19 protein-coding genes and 1 riboswitch are annotated in these 22,632 nt (G+C 34.9%); of the genes, 16 read left to right on the plus strand and 3 right to left on the minus strand.

Annotated features, from left to right (window positions below; genetic code table 11):
* Positions 1-205: 205 nt before the first annotated feature.
* Positions 206-787, minus strand: a complete 582-nt coding sequence (locus IGJ02_RS03740; protein ID WP_430603344.1) for a YdcF family protein — start codon at positions 785-787, stop codon at positions 206-208.
* A gap of 158 nt (positions 788-945) precedes the next feature.
* On the opposite strand from IGJ02_RS03740, the gene IGJ02_RS03745 reads away from it, so the two are divergent.
* The 9 genes from IGJ02_RS03745 to IGJ02_RS03785 all read left to right on the plus strand — a co-directional run bounded on the left by IGJ02_RS03745 (position 946) and on the right by IGJ02_RS03785 (position 11,732).
* Positions 946-1,797, plus strand: coding sequence for an aminoglycoside 6-adenylyltransferase (locus IGJ02_RS03745; protein WP_430603345.1), 852 nt, complete (start codon positions 946-948; stop codon positions 1,795-1,797).
* A 496-nt stretch (positions 1,798-2,293) separates the two neighbouring features.
* Positions 2,294-3,766, plus strand: coding sequence for a L,D-transpeptidase family protein (locus tag IGJ02_RS03750; RefSeq protein ID WP_430603346.1), 1,473 nt, complete (start codon positions 2,294-2,296; stop codon positions 3,764-3,766).
* Between the two features lie 72 nt (positions 3,767-3,838).
* A complete protein-coding gene (locus IGJ02_RS03755) occupies positions 3,839-4,432 on the plus strand; it encodes a class I SAM-dependent methyltransferase (protein ID WP_430603348.1) in 594 nt (197 codons plus the stop codon).
* A 65-nt stretch (positions 4,433-4,497) separates the two neighbouring features.
* Positions 4,498-4,677: a 2-hydroxymuconate tautomerase gene (locus IGJ02_RS03760; RefSeq protein WP_010760473.1), complete on the plus strand. Its 180-nt coding sequence runs from the start codon at positions 4,498-4,500 to the stop codon at positions 4,675-4,677.
* Positions 4,678-5,056: 379 nt separating this feature from the next.
* The gene (gene thrS / locus IGJ02_RS03765; protein ID WP_430603350.1) at positions 5,057-6,997 is read left to right on the plus strand and encodes a threonine--tRNA ligase; all 1,941 of its coding nucleotides are present in this window, start codon (positions 5,057-5,059) and stop codon (positions 6,995-6,997) included.
* A 305-nt stretch (positions 6,998-7,302) separates the two neighbouring features.
* Complete coding sequence (locus IGJ02_RS03770; protein WP_010760475.1) at positions 7,303-9,423, plus strand: penicillin-binding transpeptidase domain-containing protein; 2,121 nt, start codon at positions 7,303-7,305, stop codon at positions 9,421-9,423.
* A gap of 128 nt (positions 9,424-9,551) precedes the next feature.
* The gene (gene rpmG, locus IGJ02_RS03775; protein ID WP_002296119.1) at positions 9,552-9,701 is read left to right on the plus strand and encodes a 50S ribosomal protein L33; all 150 of its coding nucleotides are present in this window, start codon (positions 9,552-9,554) and stop codon (positions 9,699-9,701) included.
* 236 nt (positions 9,702-9,937) lie between these two features.
* The gene (locus tag IGJ02_RS03780) at positions 9,938-10,861 is read left to right on the plus strand and encodes a hypothetical protein (protein ID WP_430603352.1); all 924 of its coding nucleotides are present in this window, start codon (positions 9,938-9,940) and stop codon (positions 10,859-10,861) included.
* A 109-nt stretch (positions 10,862-10,970) separates the two neighbouring features.
* Positions 10,971-11,732 (plus strand): alpha/beta fold hydrolase, encoded by a 762-nt coding sequence (locus tag IGJ02_RS03785; protein ID WP_430603354.1) that lies wholly within the window; start codon positions 10,971-10,973, stop codon positions 11,730-11,732.
* Between the two features lie 229 nt (positions 11,733-11,961).
* On the opposite strand, the gene IGJ02_RS03790 is transcribed toward IGJ02_RS03785, so the two are convergent.
* Positions 11,962-12,501, minus strand: a complete 540-nt coding sequence (locus IGJ02_RS03790; RefSeq protein WP_430603356.1) for a DUF924 family protein — start codon at positions 12,499-12,501, stop codon at positions 11,962-11,964.
* Between the two features lie 450 nt (positions 12,502-12,951).
* Between IGJ02_RS03790 and IGJ02_RS03795 the strand changes: the two genes are divergently transcribed.
* From IGJ02_RS03795 to IGJ02_RS03810, 4 genes are all read left to right on the plus strand, one after another.
* Positions 12,952-15,150, plus strand: a complete 2,199-nt coding sequence (locus tag IGJ02_RS03795; RefSeq protein ID WP_430603358.1) for an adhesive domain-containing protein — start codon at positions 12,952-12,954, stop codon at positions 15,148-15,150.
* Between the two features lie 35 nt (positions 15,151-15,185).
* Complete coding sequence (locus IGJ02_RS03800) at positions 15,186-15,788, plus strand: WxL domain-containing protein (protein WP_430603360.1); 603 nt, start codon at positions 15,186-15,188, stop codon at positions 15,786-15,788.
* A gap of 80 nt (positions 15,789-15,868) precedes the next feature.
* Positions 15,869-16,918, plus strand: coding sequence for a DUF916 and DUF3324 domain-containing protein (locus tag IGJ02_RS03805; protein ID WP_430603361.1), 1,050 nt, complete (start codon positions 15,869-15,871; stop codon positions 16,916-16,918).
* A gap of 200 nt (positions 16,919-17,118) precedes the next feature.
* Positions 17,119-17,511 carry a DUF4809 family protein gene (locus tag IGJ02_RS03810; protein WP_010760487.1) on the plus strand — a complete coding sequence of 131 codons (393 nt, stop codon included), beginning with the start codon at positions 17,119-17,121 and terminating at the stop codon, positions 17,509-17,511.
* 89 nt (positions 17,512-17,600) lie between these two features.
* Here the strand turns inward: IGJ02_RS03810 and IGJ02_RS03815 are convergent, their stop codons facing one another.
* The gene (locus IGJ02_RS03815; protein ID WP_010760488.1) at positions 17,601-18,098 is read right to left on the minus strand and encodes a DUF4303 domain-containing protein; all 498 of its coding nucleotides are present in this window, start codon (positions 18,096-18,098) and stop codon (positions 17,601-17,603) included.
* A gap of 265 nt (positions 18,099-18,363) precedes the next feature.
* Positions 18,364-18,532, plus strand: a riboswitch (M-box (ykoK) riboswitch).
* A gap of 176 nt (positions 18,533-18,708) precedes the next feature.
* On the opposite strand from IGJ02_RS03815, the gene IGJ02_RS03820 reads away from it, so the two are divergent.
* The 3 genes from IGJ02_RS03820 (at position 18,709) to IGJ02_RS03830 (ending at position 22,585) form a co-directional block, all read left to right on the plus strand.
* Entirely contained in the window at positions 18,709-19,623 is a 915-nt protein-coding gene (locus IGJ02_RS03820) for an LCP family protein (protein ID WP_010760489.1), read from the plus strand.
* Between the two features lie 165 nt (positions 19,624-19,788).
* Positions 19,789-21,123 carry an FAD-dependent oxidoreductase gene (locus IGJ02_RS03825; protein ID WP_430603362.1) on the plus strand — a complete coding sequence of 445 codons (1,335 nt, stop codon included), beginning with the start codon at positions 19,789-19,791 and terminating at the stop codon, positions 21,121-21,123.
* On the plus strand, positions 21,113-22,585 hold the full coding sequence (locus IGJ02_RS03830; protein WP_430603363.1) for a helix-turn-helix domain-containing protein: 1,473 nt from the start codon (positions 21,113-21,115) through the stop codon (positions 22,583-22,585). Before IGJ02_RS03825 ends, IGJ02_RS03830 begins: the two co-directional genes overlap by 11 nt.
* The last annotated feature ends 47 nt before the right edge of the window (positions 22,586-22,632 follow it).

Genomic DNA, 22,632 nt, shown 5'->3' on the forward strand with positions numbered 1-22,632 from the left:
TAAAACACAGTGAATATAATGAACCGATAGTGCACAATACCTATTTGTTCCTCGGTGTTAAACACTTCTTTCCAACCTCTAGGAGAATAACATCTTTAGCTTTTTTCCCGGCTTTCTCAAAAGGATAGGAAAAGAACTGAAATATGCTGTTTCAGAGAGTCAAATAAACAATCTATGTTATTGAGACTTATACTTACCTGCAAAATCAATGGTCAAAAAGTAAACCATATCCTAAAGCAACAACTTCCCTCACATATGTTTTAAATCTAGCTGAAGATTTAGAAACTGCGGGGAGTCCACTTAATTCAGTAATTCCTAGCCGTTTTGCTAACAACTTTGAGCGGTACATATGAAAGTCACTTGTAACAATAACGGTATTTCCTAGGGTTTGTTTCTCTTGTGCATTTTGAATATTTTCTTTCGTACGTGTAGATGTATCTTCAGTCAAAATTTGCTTTTGTGAAATCCCATTAGCTCTTAGATATTCTGCCATTACATTAGCCTCGCTATCAGGTTCATCAGATCCTTTACCTCCGCAAACAATAGCTATGGCTGTTGGATGCTCTTTTAAATAAGGAATTGCTGCATCTAGTCTTTCTTTTAATACGGTACTTGGATAAGCATTGTCTTTTGAGGTGCCTTTTACTTGAGCGCCTAAAATCAGTACAGTATCAGGTGTTGCTGTTGGTTGATCTTTTGTTCCGCTTAAAATCAGGAAAAGAACGAGACCTGCGTAAATAATTCCTAAACCTATAATAATCAACATAATTCGTTTCACCCATTTCATAACACCACAACCTTTCTTATCAAGTGTAGTAGATAAACAAATTGAATAGTGATCGTGGCTTCTTTTTTAAAGTTTTTTTAACGTTTTTAAGAGAAAGTATAACATAGTAGTCTAATTTATCTTATACTCTATCTAAGAGAAAAAATTAGAGGTGCAGCATGAGAACAGAAGAAGAGATGTTCCAAGTGATTTTAGATACAGCAAAAAATGATCCTAGAGTATTGGCCGTGGGGATGAATGGTTCACGGACCAATAAAAAAGTGCCAAAAGATTTGTTTCAGGATTATGATATTGTTTATATAGTGGAGTCAGTACAATCATTTATCAATGACCCATCATGGATCGATAGATTTGGTCCTCGTTTGATTATGCAGACACCAGAAGAGATGGTTTTGTTTCCACCAACAGGAAACGGAAGATTTACTTATTTAATGTTATTTGAAGATGGCAATCGAATCGATCTGACACTTTGTCCAAAGGAGCAGGCAAATACTTGGAATGAAGGGGATTGTTTAGCTGAGATTTTATTAGATAAAGAACAATTACTACCTAAATTAATAGAATCGACCGATCAAGATTATTGGATCAAACGTCCTAGCCAAGCAGAATTTTCAGATTGTTGTAATGAATTTTGGTGGGTCAGTACGTATGTTGTTAAAGGCTTATGCCGTAATGAAATGTTTTATGCCGTAGATTATTTAAATGAAAACTGTCGGAAAGAACTTTTACGTTTACTTTCTTGGCAAGTTGCAGCAGACCAGGGGTATCATTTTAGTGTTGGGAAAAATTACAAATACTTGCCTGATTATTTGGCAGATAAACAATATAAAGAGCTCTTAAAAACGATGGATGTATCTAGTATTCCATTGGCGTGGTCTGCGTTGCTTTCATTACAAAAGCAGTTTGATTATTATGCTAGGATAGTTTCACAAAAGAATCACTTTGTCTATGAACAAAGAACGGCTGAAAAAGTCATGAAGTATACGATGGATTCTAAGATAGGTCATTAAATGAATTCCATCTTTTTGATAAAACCAGTGAGCTTTGGACGTGATTTTAAAATTTATTGTAAATAAATTAGAATTTTGTCAAAGATATTGTCAAATAGTCTTTTTTCCTCTCCATGATGTGTGGTAGAATGATAAGTGCACTGTATCAAACTTTGATGGTCATTGTTTCCTGTTTATCAGAAAAGTTTAAAATTTAAGTATTTATACATAAAAAATATGAATTTTTTCTCATATGTAGGCAGATTTATTGAAGATTGAGGGAAATTTAACTAAACTAGCTTTAAAATAAACGTTCTAAGTAAGAACTAATAGAAAAATTTTAAAACAATCAGATGGAATCCGTATAAACGGTGGGAGTAAATTACGGTAGCTTCTAAGAGTTGAAGGTCTTCAGAAATATAGGTTTCCGAATCAACCTTTTAATTCTATTTCTAAAACAGGGAAAAGCATTAAATCAAAGTAAGCATATAAATCATAAAAAAAGGAAGATAGCTCAATGGAAAACGAAGAATCAGTTAGCCGCTCAGAAAAAAATACAAGGGCACCTCAACATAAAAATCACTCAAATAATAAAAAGAAAAAATGGTTAGTCCCAGTAGTCGGCGTGCTGATTTGTTTAGCATTAGTGTTTACAGGTGGACTTATCTATTTTCAATCACATTTCTTTATCACAGCTAAGGCAAATGGTGTTGATATCAGTTTATTAAATGCGAAAGACGCGAAAAAGAAACTGGCAGAACTGAATAAAGCTGAATCTGTTGTGATCAAAGTGAATGATAAAGAAGAAAAAATTGAATTACCTGAAAAATATGAAATCACAGAAGAGTATTTAAAACAAAATATTGGGGATCGTTCAATCGAATTACCAATCAATGAAGACTACAAAACAGAATTGAAAAATAAATTAAATGCATTGACTTTTGAAGAGGGGACACCAAGTCAAGATGCTCGAATCGAAAAAGTTGATGGTAATTATCAGATTGTACCGGAACAAACTGGAACAACAGTTGACAAGGAAGCTTTAATGAATCAAGTACTAAAAGATGTTGACGCTAATAAAGGCAACTATGTATATGATGTAAAACAGTTTTATCAAAAACCTGCGATCACCAAAGACGACAAAGGGCTGCAAGAAAAACTAACCGTGTTGTCGAAAAAAGAAAATAAAGCAATCACACTTGATATCAATGGTGAGAAATTAGCCCTTACTAAAGAAGAAATACAATCCTTTATTGATGAAAGTGGAAATGTTGATCCCAATAAAGTCTATGCTTGGGTAGAACAAACAAATCAAAAATATGGTTCAATTTTTAAACCAATCATTTTCAAAAATGTTCATGGTGTAACAACAAAGTATAAAAATAATGGCAGTTACGGTTGGGATATCAACATGCCTCAAACAAGAGACTTACTTGTTCAAGCAATCAATAGTGATAAAGATACTGAAACAATCACAGTACCGATCGATGGCGATGTAAACCAATCCTCAACAGTTGATAAAGATTATGTAGAAATCGACTTAAACGACCAAAAAATGTACTTCTTTAAAGGCGGCGTAAAAGTCGTTGAAACAGATGTGATAACTGGCCGTTACAATAAAGGTACAGCAACTGTTCCTGGTTTCCACACGATTTTGTACAAAGATACAGATACAAAATTAGAAGGTGAAATGCTTGATGGCTCAAAATATAGTGTACCAGTAAAATATTGGATGCCATTGAAGAGTTTCGGCGGTGTGGTGACACAAATCGGAATTCATGATGCTGATTATAAAGCAGAATATTTCGGAAATAAAGAAGCGTATAAAACAAACTTTGGTAGTAATGGTTGTATTAATACACCTGGAGCAGCTGCTGCTCAAATCTTCAATGGTTCTTATGCAGGAATGCCAGTAATCGTTTATGGACATATCTATGACGATGCACCTGGAGAATTCGATAAACCAGTTGATTATGGTGAACCAGCTTAAAAATAATAAAAAAGAAGTCCGAACGGGCTTCTTTTTTATTAGAGAAGAGTATTCAAAGAGAGGAAGTAAACTATGACTGTTTTTGATCAGATCGCGCAACATTACGATTTTCTTAAACAATTAGAGTTAGCAGATGTTATCACAAAAGAAATCAAAACAAAACTAGAAGATACTAAGGGCAAAAACGCACTTGATTATGGCTGTGGTACGGGACTGATTGGCTTACAAATCGCAGATGCTTTTGAGAAAATTTTATTTGTAGATTCATCTAAAGAAATGATTCATGTCGTCGATCAAAAAATCGAGCAAATGAATCAAACAAATGCTAAAACGATAGTAGGTAGTTTTTCAAATGGAAACACCATGAATTTAAAAGCAGATTTGATAGTTGTTTCTCTAGTTTTTTTGCATGTTCCTGATCCACACGATTTGCTGAAATCATTATATCAAGCACTGAATGCAGAGGGACAATTAGTTGTTGTTGATTTTGATAAAAATGAAAAAATCAATCATGAAAAAGTACATAATGGCTTTTCTCAGATTGAACTTAGAAAACAGGTAGAAAAAGCTGGGTTTAAATCAGTCTCTAGTAGAACGTTTTATCATGGTCAAAACATATTTATGAATCAAGATGCTTCAATATTTAGTTTGGATGCGAAAAAATAAATAGATTGTTAAAGAACGTGGTATCATTAAATTATAAATTAGAAAAAGTAAACGGAGGAGAAATTATGCCATTTATTCATGTTGAATTAATTGAAGGACGAAGCGAAGAGCAACTAACGAACATGGTAAAAGAAATCACGGAAGTGGTATCCAGAAATACAGGAGCACCTCAAGAGAATATTCATGTTATTGTAAACGAGATGAAAAAAGACCGTTATGCACAAGGTGGCCAATGGAAAAAATAATCATTTTTAAGAAATACTTGCTTTTTATTTGAAGAAGTGTTTAAATTAACACATAAATGATTGATGAGAAAGACAACTGAACTTGTAAGCAGTCTTTTAGAGAGGGAAATCTTGGCTGAAAATTTTCCAGACCCGCGCAAGGAATGACCACTTTTTCCAACCTTTGTTGAAGCAGAGGCGGTCGTACCGTTAGCACGCTTGAGGAACATGGCTGTTTGCTGTGTTTAAAAATAGGTGGAACCACGAACTTTTCGTCCTAGTATCTGATTTAATTCGGATACTAGGACTTTTTGCATTTTTTGTAAAATACAAAAGTTGACTAAAATAAAGTGAATAAACAATCTTTTTCAATCATAATCTACTAAAGGAGGAAACAAAAATGTCAATCAAGATTACTTTTCCAGATGGTGCAGTCAAAGAATTTGAGACTGGTTCGTCAACGTTAGACATCGCTAAAAGTATTAGTAACAGTTTAGCTAAAAAAGCATTAGCAGGGAAATTCAATGGTACATTAATAGATTTAGATCGTCCAATCGAGGAGGATGGAAAAATCGAAATCGTAACACCAGATCATGAGGATGCTCTACAAATTTTACGTCATTCATCTGCTCACTTAATGGCGAATGCATTACGTCGTTTATTCCCAAAAATCAAATTTGGTGTAGGACCAGCAATTGATTCAGGTTTTTATTATGATACTGATAATGGGGAAAACCAAATCACAGCTGAAGATTTACCTGCTATTGAAGCTGAAATGATGAAAATCGTCAAAGAAAATAATCCAATCGTTCGTAAAGTTGTTTCAAAGAACGAAGCGTTAGAATTATTTGCAGATGATCCTTATAAAGTTGAATTGATTTCAGAGCTTCCAGAAGATGAAATCATTACAGTGTATGATCAAGGGGATTTCGTTGATTTGTGCCGTGGTGTTCATGTACCATCTACTGGACGTATTCAAGTCTTCAAATTATTATCAGTAGCTGGGGCTTACTGGAGAGGAAATTCGAACAATCAAATGATGCAACGGATTTACGGAACTGCGTTCTTCGACAAAAAAGATTTGAAAGAATTTATCAAAATGCGTGAAGAAGCCAAAGAACGTGATCACCGTAAACTAGGGAAAGAGCTTGACTTATTCATGCTTAATCCAGATGTTGGTTCTGGTTTACCATTTTGGTTGCCAAAAGGCGCAACAATCCGCCGCACTATTGAACGTTATATCACAGATAAAGAGATCAGCTTAGGGTATCAACATGTGTATACACCTATCATGGCGAATGTTGAGTTTTATAAGAGATCTGGTCACTGGGATCACTATCATGAAGATATGTTCCCACCAATGGATATGGGGGATGGCGAAATGTTAGTTCTTCGTCCAATGAACTGTCCACATCACATGATGGTTTATAAAAATGATATCCACAGCTACCGTGAACTGCCGATTAGAATTGCAGAACTTGGTATGATGCACCGTTATGAAAAATCTGGAGCATTGTCCGGATTACAACGTGTACGTGAAATGACATTGAATGATGGGCATACTTTTGTTCGTCCAGATCAAATCAAAGAAGAATTCTTACGTACATTGAAATTAATGGTAGAAGTTTACGCTGATTTTGATGTGACAGATTATCGTTTCCGTTTAAGCTTAAGAGATCCTAATAACAAAGAAAAATATTTTGATGATGATGCAATGTGGGAAAGATCTCAAACAATGATCAAAGAAGCCGCTGATGAAGCCGGAATTGATTATTTTGAAGCAGAAGGTGAAGCAGCTTTTTATGGTCCTAAGCTTGATGTTCAAGTGAAAACGGCATTAGGGATGGAAGAAACACTCTCTACAATTCAAATCGATGCCCTTTTACCAGAACGTTTTGATTTGACTTATGTAGGAGAAGATGGCGAAAATACACATCGTCCGTTGGTTATCCACAGAGGGATCGTTTCGACTATGGAACGTTTTGTGGCTTACTTGACTGAAGTGTACAAAGGCGCTTTCCCAACTTGGTTGGCACCGATTCAAGCAACCATTATTCCTGTATCCGTTGAGGCACATTCAGATTATGCTTATGAAGTAAAAAAACGTCTGCAAGAACAAGGCTTACGTATCGAAGTAGATGATCGTAATGAGAAAATGGGCTATAAGATCCGCGCATCTCAAACACAAAAAATTCCATATCAAATCGTTGTTGGCGATAAAGAAATGGATGATGCAACAGTTAATATCCGCCGTTACGGCAGTAAAGAAACAGAAGTTATCGATTTAAATATCTTTGTAGATAGTATGGTCGCTGATGTAGCGAATTATAGTAGAAGATAATGAGAGAAAGAGTATGGGGAGAAGTGTTTAACCCCCAGAACTAAGTAGGTACTGTTCTACACAAGTTCGTACCTCGTGGTGTTTTACAACAATTTTTAGCTTATTTCCGAAAGGCTTGTTTCTGTTTCAACCGTTTATTCGGATTCCAAGTGATTGGGTTGTAACTCGTAGAGTTATGTCCCAATCACTTTTAATTTATTAAAAATTAAATATTTTCTTAGTAAGAGGATTCCCTCTATTTTTTTTTGTATTTTTTCGTTACAATAGAGAAGCGAGACTTTTCTCATATGGAGGATTAATGATAAATGAAAAAAATGAGCTTTTTAGATAAATTAAAAAAAGATAATGAAGAACCAATGACGCAAAAGAGTAAAAAATCACATATACCGTTCCGCTTGAACTTATTGTTTTTTGTGATTTTTGGTTTGTTTGTGGCATTGATTGTTCGCTTGGGCTACTTGCAGATTGCGGAAGGACAGCAATTTTCTGAAAAAGCGGATGCCAATTCTACGTTGAAAATCAAAAGCAGCGCACCAAGAGGACAAATTTATGACGCTTCTGGGAATGTATTAGTCGGAAATAAATCAAATCTGGCAATCACATATACACGAGGTAAGAAAGTTAAGACTGAAGAACTATTGGCCGTTGCAAATAAAGTAAATGATCTGATTGATGTTCCGGCAGATGAATTAACTGAACGAGACAAAAAAGATTTTTGGTTAGCCAATCCTGACAACCTAAAAGTTGCTCAAGATCGTTTAACAGATCAAGATAAGCAAGATGAAAAAGGAAATAAAATCACTGATCAGGGTACTTTATACGTATTAACAGTAGATAAAGTAACCCCCGAGGAAATAAATTTTGATGAGCATACCATGAAAGCGGCGACGATATTTAAACGGATGAATGCTGTGTCTGAGCTGAATACTGCTTTTATCAAAAATGAAGGTGTAACGCAAGACGAAATCGCCATAATTGGTGAGCACACCTCAGAAATCGCTGGTGTTTCTACAGGGATGGATTGGGATCGTGATTATCCGCAAGATATGGCTTTAAAAAGCATCTTAGGGAAAGTTTCTTCAGAAAAAGCTGGATTACCTGCAGAAGAAGCAGATGAGTATTTAGCTAAAGGATACGAAAGAAATGACCGTGTAGGAACAAGCTATTTGGAAAAACAATACGAAGATGTTCTTCAAGGGAAAAAAGCTGAATCAGAAGTAACGTTAGATAGTAACGGAAAAATCGTTACACAAAAGCCTTTATCTGAAGGGGAAAAAGGGGATAATTTAAAATTAACCATCGATTTAGGCTTTCAAACAAAAATTGAAGAAGTTGTTCGGTCGCAGTATCAACAATTGTTAGGAACAGGAAACGCTAATTATTCAGATGGTGCGTATGTAGTGGTTATGAATCCTAAAACGGGTGCTGTTATGGCTATGGTCGCTTTAGATCGAGATCTAGCAACCAATGAATTAACATCCAATCCTTTAGCAACCATTAATAAAGCGTTTGAACCTGGTTCTGTCGTTAAGGGAGCCACGATTTCAGCAGGATACGAACAAGGTGTGATCACTGGGAACGATGTTCTGATAGATGAACCATTGCAAATATATGGAAGTGAACAGAAATCTTCTGTTTTCAATAGGATTCCAGGGAATCAAATACAGCTTAACGCAGAACAAGCATTGGAGTACTCATCGAATGCGTATATGATGAAACTGGTATTAAAAATGATGAAAACAGACTATCAATATAATATGAAACTCCCTTATCAAACTGGAGATCGTACTTTATTTGATGTTTTACGCAAAACATTTGGTGAGTATGGGATGGGTGTTTCGACTGGGATCGATTTACCAGGAGAATCTACAGGGATTTCGAATACTGCATTTGATGATCCTAAATTAGCGCCAATGCCGGGTCATTTACTTGATTTGTCTTTCGGTCAATATGATACGTATACAGCAATGCAACTAGCTCAATATGCTTCAACTGTTGCAAATGGCGGCACTCGATTTGCTCCGCATCTGGTTCAGGGAATTTACAATAATAATCCAGATGGTGCAATCGGTGATCTAAAAAAAGAAATTGCACCAAAAGAATTAAATAAAGTTGATATTACACCAGCTCAAATGAATATCATTCAGCAAGGATTTTATGATGTTGTTCATGGTTCAGGTGCATTTACTACAGGACAATATATGCAAGGGGCAAAATTAGACATGGCTGCGAAAACGGGTACTGCTGAGACAAATGTAGGGGAGCATGCTACATACAACAGTAATGTGGTTGCATATGCACCGTACAATGACCCTGAGATTGCTGTCAGCGTGATTTTACCTCATTTAACAAGTGAAAGTACCAGACCAAATCAATTGATGGCAAAAGCCATTGTAGATGCGTATGCAGATTATAAACAACAATAAAAATTTGTAAAGTAGTTTTCCTTTACAAATTTCGTCAAAAGGGTAGAAATTCTTGAATAAACATGATATGATATTTGAGGCTAAGAAATATCTTAGGAATACGAAATTAGATATAGGAGGGAAAACACATGCGCGTAAACATTACTTTAGAATGTACTTCTTGTAAAGAACGTAACTACCTAACAAGCAAAAATAAACGTAACAATCCTGATCGTTTGGAAAAACAAAAATATTGTCCACGTGAAAGAAAAGTTACTTTACACCGTGAAACAAAATAAGGTTTTAACTCGAAACTCTGAGCCCAGTTCATACATGGATTCAGAGTTTTTTTGTTACTTTTATAGTAAAATCAATCCGGAATATAAAAAAAACTTTTCTTTTTAACTTGTATTCTTTATACTTTATAAAAGATAACTGATTTATTTAATAGCTAATAGTTAAGAATAATTTAAAAATCTCTAAATGACGTGTGCAATATGTCATTTATGTTATGAAGTTGTTAGAGGAGTTTTTTATGAAAAAAATGGTGTTGGTTGTTAACTTGTTGTTTTTATTTTTACCTACGAGTTGCTATGGAGAAGATATTGGGGAGTCTTCTACTGAATCAAGTTATGATGCTTCAAATGAATTGTCGCGTCACTATGCTCGAAAACAAGTTTTAAATGGTAAAACAACAAGTATTAAAAAGGAAAAAGAAGAGGTTTATTTGGAGTTTCCCTTCAAAAATAGGCCCTATGTAAGTTTTGCAAGTTTTGTATTGAATGGTCCAACGAATGAGTATGGTGGGTTTATCGCAACGATTTTTTATCGAGATAAGATCAAGATCAAAGATATGTACTATGAAAACGATCCAGTCCAAACAGATAAAATAGGGATTTATTCAACCGACTTATGCTTTACTTCTGAAGATGGTGTGATTTATCATTACAAAAATGTTCCATATCTAGTTAGTAGTGATAAGCCAACAACCTTCTTTTCAGAAATCAATTTTAATAAAGAAAATAAAACGATATCTGGTGAAATTAAAATGCCTGCATCAAAAAATACTTATCAAATCGAACTTTTTTATACAGATAATAAGGAGTACCACTATCAGGAAACTTCGGCGGATAAAAATGGCTTATTTAGTATTGATTTAAATCGAGAAGGTATCCAAGGAGAAATGTATCTTAGAGCAAGTGATGGCTTAGGAAATTATGCAGATGCAAGTGATATTGAAAAACTAGGAAGTACACGTTATCCTGTTAAACCGGATGATCTGAAGGCAATTGAAGAAAGTTATCAGGTCAACAAAAATGAAAACGATCTTCCTAAATTAGTTGTAGTTATTTTTAGTCGAATGTTAGGTATCATCGTGTTACTGCTAACATTATTACGATTAAGAGTCCTTTTAAAGAGACGAAAAAGAAGAAGAGTTTTGAAAAGAAATAGACAATAACGTGTTTTGTTTTTTTATTCTATTTAATAGCTAAGGCTAAAACAGCAGTGAATTTTTGTTTAGGGTGTATACTTAAACAAAGAATAATTGTCTTTTAGGAGTGAGCAACATGAAAATTAGTATTAGACATCGATATATAAAGAAAATTCCAGTTTTGGAAGTTGTTCCAGAAGAACATAAAAATAGCACGTTACCCTTAGTTATTTATTATCATGGCTGGCAATCGGCGAAGGAATTATCACTGACTCAGGCTAGGAAATTAGCGAAAAAAGGAATACGTGTGATTTTACCTGATGCAATGAATCATGGGGAACGAAAAACAGGCCCGATATCGCCGATACCTTCAGTGACATTTTGGTCGAGTATTCAATATAATATTATTGAGTTTACACAGTTGGTGCGTCACTTTGAGAAACAAGAGTTGATTGATTCAGGAAAAATCGGTGTTGGCGGTGTTTCAATGGGAGGTATCACGACATGCGCTTTACTAACCCAACATCCAGAAATCAAAACAGCAGCGTGCATGATGGGAACACCAGCCCCACAGCGCTATATTGAACGAGTGATGGAACGATCAGCGGAAATGGACTTTTTTGTGCCACGTGATTTACCTTTATTACTTAGCTGGGTAGCTAAGTATGATCTTTCAGAAGCGCCAGAAAAGTTAGCGCAGCGTCCGGTTTTATTTTGGCATGGAACAAAAGATCCTAAAATTCCTTATGAAGATATGGCGGAATTTTATCAAATGATCGAAGGTGAGTCTTATGCTGAGAATAGTCAGTTCATTACAGGCGAAGGTGAAGGGCACTTAGTCAAAGGTGAAATGATGGATGTTGTGGCAGCATTTTTTGAAAAAGAATTGTTTAGATGATGTTATCAAAAAAAAGCTCAGATAAAACGAATGATATTTTTAGAGTGAATTATTCTGTTCTTGGTTATTTAAATGATGGAGGATGTCAAATAAATAACTTCAAAATTAAATCTTTGGATTTGGATAAATTTGATTAAAATGTGAAAAATATCTATAATCTGTTTTTTCGGATTTGGAGCCTGAAACAAAACTGTTTTTAGTTTTGTTTCAGGCTCACTTTTTATTTTTATTAAAATGAAGAGCCTGGTTCTTTTAAAAAGGTGATTTCTTCTTCTGTTGAACATCTACCCAATAGTGCATTGCGATGTGGATAACGGCCAAAACGAACTAAAATATCACGGTGTTTGTTTTCAAACTCAAGATTGTGCTCCATGCCTTTTTCAGCAAAGCGTTTTAATGCTTCTTCGTGAATAACTAAAGATTCAGAATGCATTAACGGCATAAATAGAAAGGATCGTTGCTGAGATGTCAATTGGTCCAAGTCGTCTGTAGCGATCGCTTCTTGTGTCAAAACCAAAGCCATGCCATCGTAGGCAAAAGATTTTGGATCACCTCTAAATAAATTTCGAGAAAATTGATCTAATACAATAATTTCAGCCAATCGTCCTTCAATGGTTTTACGCCAAATAGATTTTTCTCCTTGAGCTACTTGGGTATGGATCATTGAAAATCTTTCCTTGATAAGATCATCAAAAGCCAAGTCCTTTTTAAACCACTGGCTAGGTTCACATTCCTCAAACCAGAATGCAAGTATTTCTTGATAGTCCATAATGTGCCCTCCATTTTTTAGTAAGCTACTATAGCCTTATTCTATCATAAGAACGGGTATACAAGCTAAGTAGGGCATTTTATTTTCCAATATATAATTTAAAATAATGAAATTTTTATTTAGAAAATCATTGTTATTTTATTTATTCAAAAAGTGATTTACCTGTCTATAAATAAAGTTGGATTTGTTGTCTCTCATTTAACTAACTGAAAAAAATACTGGGATTTCCAAATGAAAATCATCAAAATAATTCTTAATTTTGGAAATAAACAACAAGCCTTTTACACAACATTTTTAATGAATAAAAACGTCGTGTAATTTTAACCATTTAAATATATTTTTCAACACAAATTACAATCCAATTATTTGAAATAAAATTATATAGATAGTATTCTTTACATTGCAATCATGTATTTACCTGAGTTAACCTAGAAGCAAAAGGAGGCAATCATGAAAAAGAATTATCGTTCTATCATTACGTTAGTGGGAACTACAGTCTTATTATCAGCTGCAGTTATTCCAAATTCGCTACTATTTTTTGGGGACAATCGTCAGTATGAAGCGGATGCTACTGAATCAGTAAATGCTGCGGATTTAGCAGATGTCAGTATTTTAAAAGGAACACAGTTATCTTCCAATAATGGAACCGTTATCAATGATGGCGTCAAGTTGGAAAAAAATGCAGATTCTACATATGATTTAGATCTTTCATTTAAAGGAACCGCGGTTGCAGATGTTGGTTTAGTGTCACCAAAAGTTATTGTTTTTGCGATTCCAGATGAATTACGAGGGAAAATCGATGGGCCGATTTTGATTAATGCCAGCGCTAAGTTACTTCCAATCGTGCCAGGAGATGTTCCAGTGGTCAAAGATTTGGTCTTAAAAGTAGGGGGACTTGTAACAAGACTCCTTGGGTTGGCGAAACCATTAGGATTACAACTAGATTCGTTGGAAAAGGCTTTTGAAGGGCTTAACTCGCTTCAAGATTTAGGTAGCTATCAAGCAACAGTTGAAGGCAAATTATCACCAGATGGTAAATATGTGATGGTCGATTTTACGGATGGATTAGGACAATATGTTCGTACGACCTACGCAAAGTTGTTCGATCCGCTGAAAGAAGCAGTTGCTGGATTAAAATTTACCGGACTTCTTGCTATATTGAATCCTGTTCTTGATCTATTGAAACCAGCTGTTAATGGTTTGCTTGATCTAGTAGGAAAAATTGCCAATGGAACATCTGATGTGTTAACACAAGCGTTGCAAGCCAATGTACTTGGTGATGTTGATTTTAATTTTTCCACTAAAGTTTCTGATATAACTGCTGAAAAAGCAAAAGTGACTGCGATGGCGGTCAATAAACCTGTTATTGATTTAGAATTACTGAATACGATTCATGCAAATGGGGATGCGATCAATCTCTATTTCGATAAAATAGAAGAAGATCCATTAGTCAATTATTCAGTTGCAAAACCAGTTGTTGAAGACATTTTAGAAGGTGTGACGAGTCTTAATGGAAGCGTAGTGGTTACACAGCCAGTGCCAGAAGGTGTGACATTTAAAGCGAAAGTCGAATTGCCTAATGGGAAAACTTTAGCTGAAACAGTCAATGAAGATGGCACTTTTTCGATTCCGTTTGGTGACTACAAGCCTCAAGGGAATGACCAGCTAAAAATAGTGATCGAAGCCAGTGTAGATAAGTACACGAAAGTCAGTGATCCGACATTCAAACAAGTAATAGCAGATCCATTTTTACACTATGTGGTTACAAAACCAGTGATTAGTGATGTTTTAGAAGGTTCATCTAGTCTTAGTGGTAGTGTTGATGTAACTCAGCCTGTTCCAAAAGGTGTCACTTTTATCGCTAAAGTGACATTACCTGATGGCACGAATTTAACTGGTTCAATCAATGAAGATGGTAGTTTTACGGTTCCATTTGGTAAATATCAACCTCAAGGAAACGACATACTGAAAGTAATAGTTGAGGCGAGTGATGGTACGCGAACCAATGTCAGTGAGCCGGAAGTCAAACAAGTGATTGTCGATCCGTTAAAGAACTATCAGGTTCCAAAACCACAGTTTAAAACTGTAAATGAAGGAAGCAAGTTTATCACAGGTTCAATTACGTTAACGAACGTTCCAACAGAAGCTAAATTATTTATGCAAGTTCAATTTCCTGATGGGTCTGTGAGAAAAGTAGCGATTGGAAATGATGGCACTTTTACGATTCCTGTAGCGGATAAAAATTTAAAAGAAGGTGATCCACTAAGATTAGTAACCATTGCAGAACATGCTCAATCGTTGAAAGGGAAAGAAAGTGACAGTGTGGTTTTTGCAGTTGGCAAGGTTCCGTCTTTAGAAGGTTATGTAGTCCCTACACCAGTTGTAGCGCCAATCTTTGTTGGCGATGGGCTAATCAAAGGATCAGTTAAAATCACAAATCCTCCAGAAGGAACTCAATTTAAAATTAGAGTGAGATTCCCAGGAAATGTTTATGAAGAAGCACCAGTTAATGCAGATGGTACTTTTTCACTAGATATTTCTAGTCGTCAGTTAATGGCGGGTACGTCGATTACCTTTAATACAGCGGCAACACTTGGTACTGAGACAGCAGCGAGCGGTAGAATTATTGTTTCTGTCGGTGCCAAATAACGATAAGCTTTACTAATAAAGAGAGGGTGTATAAAATGAAGAGTTCAACGTTTGTTATTACTAGTTCAAAAGTTTTATTATTATCGGTTGTTTTTGCTCCATTATTTTTAGGTCAATCTGCGTCAGCTGCTGATATTAATAAGGCAACTGATTTGGATGTCACTTTTACACCAGGTGCGTTAACGTTAGAAGCTGTTTCTACGATTAGCTATGCGTCACAAACGATTTCAGTCAATGATGCCTCATATATTCCCACTAATCCTGATGCGATCAATGTTGTTGTATCAGATGCCAGAGGAACAAATGCAGGCTGGAAGCTTAGCGGAAAATTAAATGGGTTCAAAGATAGTTCTGCTGCCGCATCTTTACCAAACGCCAGCTTGAATTTTAAAAATACACAAGCAGGAACAAACAGTGATGCGGATGCACCAATACCAGTTAATACAGTCAAGTTAACGAGCGGTGCTGCAACTGCAACACCATTTGCAACGGCAGCAGCAGGAGCAGGTGCCGGAACATGGACGTTTACGTGGCCAGATGCTGAAAGCAAAGGTGTGACACTAGATGTGCCAGCTGCAATGGCAACACTTGGTAAACATACCTCTACGATTGACTGGACATTGGCGGATGCCCCATAGAACCAAAGGATGATTTAAGAGAGTGGGATGAGTAGTATTTATTCCACTCTTTTTTCTGATTAAGTTAAGGAGTGATTTAGATGAGTGGTTGTTCCAAGTTAAATGGGATTCATGTATTATTTTTTACCGGACTTATTTTTTTTGTTAGTTTATTGAATGTAAAAACTGCTTTTGCACAAGAAAAAAGTGAAGAAACAAACAGTTTCTATGTACAAGCAGTTATTCCGCAGAATCAAGTTGATAGCACTAAATCATATTTTGATTTAGTGATGTTGCCACAAGAAGAACAAGAGTTACAAGTTAGATTGGTTAATCCAGAGGATGCTCCTATTTCTGTTTCAATTAATGCAATAAATGCATCGACAACGGAAGAGGGAATGATCGACTATACAGTAAAAGGAATCAAAGATAAGACGTTGGTTTATCCTTTTGAATCGCTGATCAAGGTTTTAGAAACGAATATTTCATTGCAGCCGTATGAAACAAAAATTGCTCGTTTTCAGGTGAAGATGCCAAAGGAAAGATATGATGGTGTTATTGTAGGAGGATTGCGTTTTACTAAAAAGTTAGCTGAAAGTGAAACCAAAAATAAAGATGTGACCATTAAACAACGCTTTCATTATGTGGTAGGTGTTGTCTTGAATGAGACGGGTACATCTGTTTTACCTGATTATGAAATAGATACAGTAAACGTAGCGAGATCCAAACAAGGGAAAAAAATAGCAGTGATTCATTCGATTCGCAATAAAAATGCAGCAATTTCAAAGAAAATGGATCTAAAATTTGCGATTCAAAAAAAAGGGAAAAAAACTCCTTTGATCAAGTTAGAAAAAGAAGCGCTGGAAATGGCACCGGATTCTGTGATGGATTTTCCAGTACCAATCAAAAGACAGTTAGAACCTGGAAAATATATCAGTAAAACGCTAATCAATCAAGATGGGAAAAAATGGGAATTTGAGAATGAATTTGAGATTACTAGGGAACAAGCGAAGATAATCAATGAAGAAAATAAAGAAACTAAGGTTGTCAGTCAAGTTCCGATTTGGTTGATTTTTGTGATTATACTGTTGGTTTTATTGGTAATGATACAAACGTATATTTTGTGGCGAAGGAAGAAACGAGTGGAATAAATAAACATCTCTGTTTTCTGCATGAGTAGAGGATGGAGATGTCTATTTTAGTTTGAATTTAACTTGCGTCTTGTCGTCAACTGGTCCTTTTTGTAGTGGTTATTCATAATGTTTAATAGCAATTAGTTGCTTTATTGTCTCTTCATTTTTGATATAATAGATAAGGAAATAGATAGAGGCGTAAGAAAGGATCTGTAAGAATGAAAAAAGCATTAATTAGTAAAACAGTGAATTTATTAGATGGTGGTTGCAATGCTTGTGGAATTATTGAGGATGAAAATTATACATTGACGATAGACGAACAAGTTATTCCTTTAGAAGCATTGACAGTCAATTCTTTGATAACTGCAATAGCGTTAAAAAATGGCTACAAACGTGAATACGAGATAGATGTTATCGATGATTATACGTTATATAAAAAAGAGGATCATCAAGTTACGCTCAAAGAAGAATATGATTTTCTGACGTATACAAATGGGGCAGTGGCAATTGAAACAAGGGATCAAATTACGGACGAGAAGAAATTAGTGGAAAAGGTGAATGAAATATTAGTAGCTTTTTTTAATGTGGAAGAATTGGCGTTTTGTTTTTAAACTACTTTAACGAATGATATCATAGCTTTATTTAGAAACTAGATACAAAAAAATGCTTGTTTTTAACCTTAAAAACAAGCATTTTTTTGTTATTCTATTTGAAAAAGTTCTGACATTCCGATTTTTTCAAATCTTTCTTGTGAGTCAGAAGGTGTTTCGTCATGATCGTAAACCAATAGCTTAAAATCTTCTGTTTTTGGGATTCGTTCGAACGTTTCGCTGTCAGTCAAGAGGATTATTTGCTGACAAAGCCATTCAAGAACCATTTCAATATCTTGCTCATCTTCCACCCAATCATCAAATAGGTGAAGGGAGGCAAAACGTTGATTTTCATCCCAGTCACTGGAATTGTATTTCATTTCTTCTAATTGTATGTTGCTGTGACCTCTACTTGCATAATAATTTGTTGTTTCTTGCCAAAGATCTACAGTATTAAAACAAAGGTTTATTTCACCTTCTTCATAAATATTACAGTCTAATGCAAATGCATAAAAGGTTTCGTCGGAATGATCTAATAAAAAGTTGTCGATGCTATCGGTTAAAAAATTAAAAAAGTACTCTTGTTGTTTTTCTAAAAAGTGTTCCATGCGTATCCTCCAAGTGTTCTGTCTTTTAAACATTGAAACAGATAAAGGGAGGAATGTCTATCTAAAGTTGCTTTTTAAAGTGAAATAGGTATTTTTTAAGAAAATGTAAAGATTTTTTCATTTAAAATAGTTGTTGTCATAATTTACTTTTACTGCAGTGTTAGGTACAGAATAGTTATATTTTAATAACTTAGTTTTAAATTGAACAGCATTTATAAAATTTAATTTGACTTTGTGATTCGATACGCTTATAGTTTAAAATGAATTAAATACTTGTTAGGTGAGGCTCCTATATAAACACAGGCTACTGCTCAGAAATGTCGAAAGACAGGTACGGGTAGGACAAGATTCGTCGAATTAAGGCGTTTTTCAAAGTAGCTAAAGGCAATGCTTTTTACGTTATATAGTGCTAAAACTCAACGAAGAGAAGATCTAGATAAATTGCAAATTCATGGCGAATGCCATGTGTTTAAGTCGCCGTATTCTGATCCCTTCGCTGAGTATTCTTGGTGAGGGATTTTTTCTTTTAGCTAAGAAAAAATGCAATTATCTAATTTTAGTCAAGATTAAACAAATCGATTCAATTTTTATGTTTAGAAAGGAATAAACAATGAAAAAATCTGTAAAAATAGTGACGATTACATTATTATCAATTCTACTTGTAGTTGTGAGTGTAGGCTGTTATGCGGCGATTTCATTCCAAACAGCCAAAGAAAAGAGTGAATCAAAACTTTCCAATAAAAATGAAAACTTTACTGGAGATGAACAAACGAGCGATAAACAAATAACTGTTATGGTCGTTGGGAATGATTCGAGAGATGATGACGAGGATCAAGGTCGTTCAGATACGTTGATGGTGGCTCACTATGATGGAAAAACGAAACAGCCTAAATTGATTTCAATCATGAGAGATAGTTATGTAACATTTCCTGATGGTGGACAAGATAAAATAAATGCAGCATACGCATATGGCGGCGCACAAATGACTAAAGATGTGTTGAAAACCAACTTTGATTTACCAATCAATTACTATGTGGTAATGGATTTTAAAGAGTTTAGTGACATCATTGATGAACTTTATCCAAAAGGGGTCACAATCGATGCTGAAAAAGATATTAATTTAGACGGTGTAGACATTCTTAAAGGAAAGCAAACTTTGCATGGGAATAGTTTATTGCAGTATGCTCGTTTTAGGATGGATGAAGAAGGTGACTTTGGTCGGATCAGACGTCAACAACAAGTGATGGATGCTTTAGTTGAGCAGTCTAAAGATTTGATTCCAGTATGGGAACTACCTCAAGTTGCTGGAAAAATGGTTGGGAAAATTGATACAAATGTACCAACAAGTTTATTGATCGATTTGGCGAAAGATTTTCTTTCTGGAAAAGTGAAGCCATTAAAATCATTATCAGTTCCTGTAGAGGGGACATGGAACTTTAATGATTATACTGAATCTGGAAGCGTGATCGAGCTTGATGAACAGAAGAATGCTGAAGCGATTCAGGAGTTCATGAAGGATAATTAAAAATACAATTGTACAATTAAAAAATTCGTTTGCTCTCTTACATAGTGAGTAGACGAGTTTTTTTGTATAATACTCAAACAAATTAGCTTTTTTCTATGCGATAAGTGCATGCGTATGCTATTCTTTAAGAAAACGGTTTACTATTTTAGAAAGAAGGATTCTACTATGAAAGTCGTGATTATAGGGGCTTCATTTGCGGGAGTATCTGCTGCTTTAGCGATTAGAAAAAAACATCCCAAGGCTGAAATCCATTTAATTGATAAGCAACAAACAATAGGTTATTTGCCTGGAGGAATCAATCTGTATTTCAATGAAACGATCGGTCCTATTGAAACAGCTCAGTTCATTTCAGAAGAACAGCTAGTAGATAACGGTATTTCTTTGTTGTTAAACGCAGAAGTCGTCAGTATGGATTCAAAACAGCGTATTATTAAGTATGAAAAACAAGAATCTGATTTTTTTATGTCATTTGACAAACTGATTTTAGCAACAGGTTCTAGTCAGTGGTCCCAGAAAATTCTCGGTAGTGATTCAGAAAAGGTTTTAAAATATAAATTTTTACAAGGAGTAGTAAACGCAATCGAACATTTGGAAAATAGTAATACAGTCGCATTGATCGGCGGTGGCCAAATAGGTGGGGAAGCGGCTGATACTTTGCTGAAAAAAGGCAAAGAAGTGCATCTGTTTGAACGGATGGATTATTTATTATTCAAGTATTTTGATGAAGAAATGATCCGGCCCGTACAAGCAGAAATGAGCGCTCGAGGGGTCATTTTCCATTTTAATGAGACTGTTGAAAAAGTAACAGATACCGGTAAAGCACTTTTGATTGAAACGAAGAAGTCTCAATTGTTATGTGATAGTGCTATTTTTGCAATGAATGTCCGTCCAGATTTACGCTATTTAGACGAACAGATCCAAAAGCATACGGATCAAACTGTTTTTGTAAATGAGTATTTGCAAACTTCTCAAGAGGATATTTTTGCAATCGGTGATTGTATTCAAGTGCCTTATAGTTTATCTAAAGAGTCATTTTATATCCCGCTGGTGAATAATGCAGTAAGGACGGGATTAGTTGTGGCTCAAAATCTTGTAGAGCCTACGACGCCATTCGTTGGCTCGATCCGCACGATCGGTACAAAACTGGTCGATTATTATGTAGCCAGTACTGGATTAACGGAGGCAGAAGGTTTGTTTCATGAGCAGCCGATTTCTGTTACCCATGTTCACCAAAGAAGTTCTTTATTTTCTGGAAATGAAAAAGTTAGTGGGAAAATTATTTTTGAAAAAGACAGTCATAAAATTTTAGGGGCACAATTAGTCTCAAAAGCTAATATTCTAGAAAAAATCAACACATTAGCACTTGGCATTCAAATGGGTCAGACTTTAGAAGAATTTTATCAGAAAGATTTTTTGTACCATCCTTATTATTCTAGCGTGATAGATATCACGAACCAATTAGGTTTTGAAGGTTTGTGGAGTGAAGCAGATGAAAATTGAAGAATTGTTAGATAAAAAAGAAGCAAGGGAAGTCGGTATTTTAAAAAAAGTAATTTTGGCTGGTGGTCGAGTCAAGGATACCGAGTTGCTAGATTATTTAGGAGTTTCAAAGGCTTCTTTTGAAAGTGATTTAAAGGAACTAGGCTATTACTTAAAACCATATGAAAAAGACTGTTCGCTATTTTATGATGGACAATGGGTAGTCATCCATATGTCAGACCAATTTTCTATTAGTAAAATTTTAGATGATTATGTTCGGGCGTCAATCAAGTTTCAACTGATTGATTATTTATTTCATTATCGTGAATTTACTATTGCTCAGCTTACGACAAAATTTATGATCAGTGAGTCTTCTTTATTTAGAAAAATCAAAGAGCTTAATTCGTTGTTAAAAGAATTTGATCTTAAAATCCGCAACGGTCAATTAAAAGGTGAGGAACTGCAAATTCGCTACTTTTACTTTCAAATTTATTGGTTTTTGACACCTTATGACATCCATCAAGAAAAAACACTGACCATTCAAAATTCTAGGATCATTGAGGCTTTAGAGAAAGCATTGTCTCTTTCTTTTGAAGAACATGGCAAGCTGAAGCTCAGTTTATGGTTGACCATCAGTAAAAAAAGAATCGTAGTACAGCCAAAAAATTTTAAAGAATTGTATGGTAAAAGCCAAGTCTATGAACAGGATCCTTTTTTTAAAACATTGCGCGCTTTTGTTATACGCTTTTTTAGTCGATATCCACTTGAAATCGATGAAGAAGAAAGTTTACTACATTTTATTTTTTTGACGAGTATGTCGGTTTTAGAGGAGTCAGATTTTGCCGCGTATAGTTTGATTCGTGGTCGCCGGACACCAACATCACTAGCAGATACGTTTGTCTTAGAACATGTAATTTTGTATTATCGCCCGCAAAAATTTTTCCCTGAATTAGAAAAAAAGATCTTTTATTATTTCTCTCAAATTCATAGTCGGTTATATTTTTTTAAAGGAGAACTGGAGTTATTTGACCGAGAGAACATTTGGCAAAAAGAGCAGAGCCTTTCCAGCCATCGACTGGCAGATTTTTCTCGTGTTCTTTTAGATAAAAGTTTAGAGTGTTTTGGGGAAAAGTATGAAAAGGGGAATAGTTTGTATGAATGGTCATTGGTGAAGTATCTTAGTGTATTAGCAATCATTGATTTTGAAATTGTTGGTGAAACTCGGATTGGGATTGATTTAAAGATGGATCATTTATATAAAGAAGTAATGACTCAGGTCTTGGTTTTGAGTTTGAAAAATTTAAATGGTTTAACAATTGAACCATTTGACTCAAAAAGAACTTATGATTTGATGATTACAAATGTTATGAAGCCCAATACGTATCGCTCTGCCAAAGAAGTTTATGTATTATCGGAACTTGGCTCAACTTATGATATCAACCAAATCAGAATGAAAATTCGGGCGTTGCATAATAAAAGATAAATTGAATAGAAAGTCCAAAGATAAAAAGATGTACTATTTTATTTTTG

This window comes from Enterococcus sp. DIV0724b, assembly GCF_050531475.1.
In the GTDB taxonomy this organism is placed as follows: Bacteria; Bacillota; Bacilli; order Lactobacillales; family Enterococcaceae; genus Enterococcus_L; species Enterococcus_L haemoperoxidus.

Excerpts from the sequence above, each read along its gene's own strand:
- IGJ02_RS03740 (WP_430603344.1), bottom strand. The coding sequence starts at position 787 with ATGAAATGGGTGAAACGAATTATGTTGATTATTATAGGTTTAGGAATT.
- IGJ02_RS03745 (WP_430603345.1), top strand. The coding sequence starts at position 946 with ATGAGAACAGAAGAAGAGATGTTCCAAGTGATTTTAGATACAGCAAAA.
- IGJ02_RS03750 (WP_430603346.1), top strand. The coding sequence starts at position 2,294 with ATGGAAAACGAAGAATCAGTTAGCCGCTCAGAAAAAAATACAAGGGCA.
- IGJ02_RS03755 (WP_430603348.1), top strand. The coding sequence starts at position 3,839 with ATGACTGTTTTTGATCAGATCGCGCAACATTACGATTTTCTTAAACAA.
- IGJ02_RS03760 (WP_010760473.1), top strand. The coding sequence starts at position 4,498 with ATGCCATTTATTCATGTTGAATTAATTGAAGGACGAAGCGAAGAGCAA.
- thrS (WP_430603350.1), top strand. The coding sequence starts at position 5,057 with ATGTCAATCAAGATTACTTTTCCAGATGGTGCAGTCAAAGAATTTGAG.
- IGJ02_RS03770 (WP_010760475.1), top strand. The coding sequence starts at position 7,303 with ATGAAAAAAATGAGCTTTTTAGATAAATTAAAAAAAGATAATGAAGAA.
- rpmG (WP_002296119.1), top strand. The coding sequence starts at position 9,552 with ATGCGCGTAAACATTACTTTAGAATGTACTTCTTGTAAAGAACGTAAC.
- IGJ02_RS03780 (WP_430603352.1), top strand. The coding sequence starts at position 9,938 with ATGAAAAAAATGGTGTTGGTTGTTAACTTGTTGTTTTTATTTTTACCT.
- IGJ02_RS03785 (WP_430603354.1), top strand. The coding sequence starts at position 10,971 with ATGAAAATTAGTATTAGACATCGATATATAAAGAAAATTCCAGTTTTG.
- IGJ02_RS03790 (WP_430603356.1), bottom strand. The coding sequence starts at position 12,501 with ATGGACTATCAAGAAATACTTGCATTCTGGTTTGAGGAATGTGAACCT.
- IGJ02_RS03795 (WP_430603358.1), top strand. The coding sequence starts at position 12,952 with ATGAAAAAGAATTATCGTTCTATCATTACGTTAGTGGGAACTACAGTC.
- IGJ02_RS03800 (WP_430603360.1), top strand. The coding sequence starts at position 15,186 with ATGAAGAGTTCAACGTTTGTTATTACTAGTTCAAAAGTTTTATTATTA.
- IGJ02_RS03805 (WP_430603361.1), top strand. The coding sequence starts at position 15,869 with ATGAGTGGTTGTTCCAAGTTAAATGGGATTCATGTATTATTTTTTACC.
- IGJ02_RS03810 (WP_010760487.1), top strand. The coding sequence starts at position 17,119 with ATGAAAAAAGCATTAATTAGTAAAACAGTGAATTTATTAGATGGTGGT.
- IGJ02_RS03815 (WP_010760488.1), bottom strand. The coding sequence starts at position 18,098 with ATGGAACACTTTTTAGAAAAACAACAAGAGTACTTTTTTAATTTTTTA.
- IGJ02_RS03820 (WP_010760489.1), top strand. The coding sequence starts at position 18,709 with ATGAAAAAATCTGTAAAAATAGTGACGATTACATTATTATCAATTCTA.
- IGJ02_RS03825 (WP_430603362.1), top strand. The coding sequence starts at position 19,789 with ATGAAAGTCGTGATTATAGGGGCTTCATTTGCGGGAGTATCTGCTGCT.
- IGJ02_RS03830 (WP_430603363.1), top strand. The coding sequence starts at position 21,113 with ATGAAAATTGAAGAATTGTTAGATAAAAAAGAAGCAAGGGAAGTCGGT.